Here is a 209-nt window from a genome sequence, read left to right as displayed (position 1 = left end):
AAAGTCATTACTTTTAGCTTTTTTATATNNCTCCCTATATAACTTTTTATCAATTATATTTTTCTCTTTCAATTCTCTTAATAACTTTCTTATTGCTCTTCATTCTTTTCATCCAATTTTCTTTTTTGTCTAATCTNNNTTTTCTACCTCCTTTTCTAGATCCTCCTCCTCTTCTTCTTCCCTTTTTCTTCTGTTCCTTAATATAATTT

3 protein-coding genes (2 of these 3 cut by a window edge) are annotated in these 209 nt (G+C 26.5%); all 3 read right to left on the bottom strand.

Annotation, left to right across the window (positions count from 1 at the left end; all coding sequences use genetic code 11):
- Tightly spaced (each overlapping or abutting the next), the 3 genes in view from LUA84_RS04520 to LUA84_RS05560 form a layout consistent with a single transcriptional unit that may run on beyond the window.
- Positions 1-93, bottom strand: partial view of an eL19 family ribosomal protein gene (locus tag LUA84_RS04520; protein WP_256443615.1) — the 5' portion only. The gene continues 78 nt to the left of window position 1, outside the view; 93 of the gene's 171 nt are visible here — the first part of the coding sequence; it begins with the start codon at positions 91-93; its stop codon lies off the left edge, out of view.
- Positions 50-202 (bottom strand): hypothetical protein, encoded by a 153-nt coding sequence (locus LUA84_RS05565; protein WP_457913401.1) that lies wholly within the window; start codon positions 200-202, stop codon positions 50-52. Before LUA84_RS05565 ends, LUA84_RS04520 begins: the two co-directional genes overlap by 44 nt.
- Positions 130-209 carry the end of a 50S ribosomal protein L19e domain-containing protein gene (locus LUA84_RS05560; RefSeq protein ID WP_457913400.1) on the bottom strand. It continues 187 nt past the right edge of the window, so 80 of the gene's 267 nt are visible here — the last part of the coding sequence; the start codon falls outside the window, past its right edge; the stop codon is at positions 130-132. The genes LUA84_RS05565 and LUA84_RS05560 overlap by 73 nt, the downstream gene beginning before the upstream one ends.

The organism is Candidatus Nanopusillus massiliensis (assembly GCF_920984865.1).
This window is presented reverse-complemented; position numbering and strand designations above follow the sequence as displayed.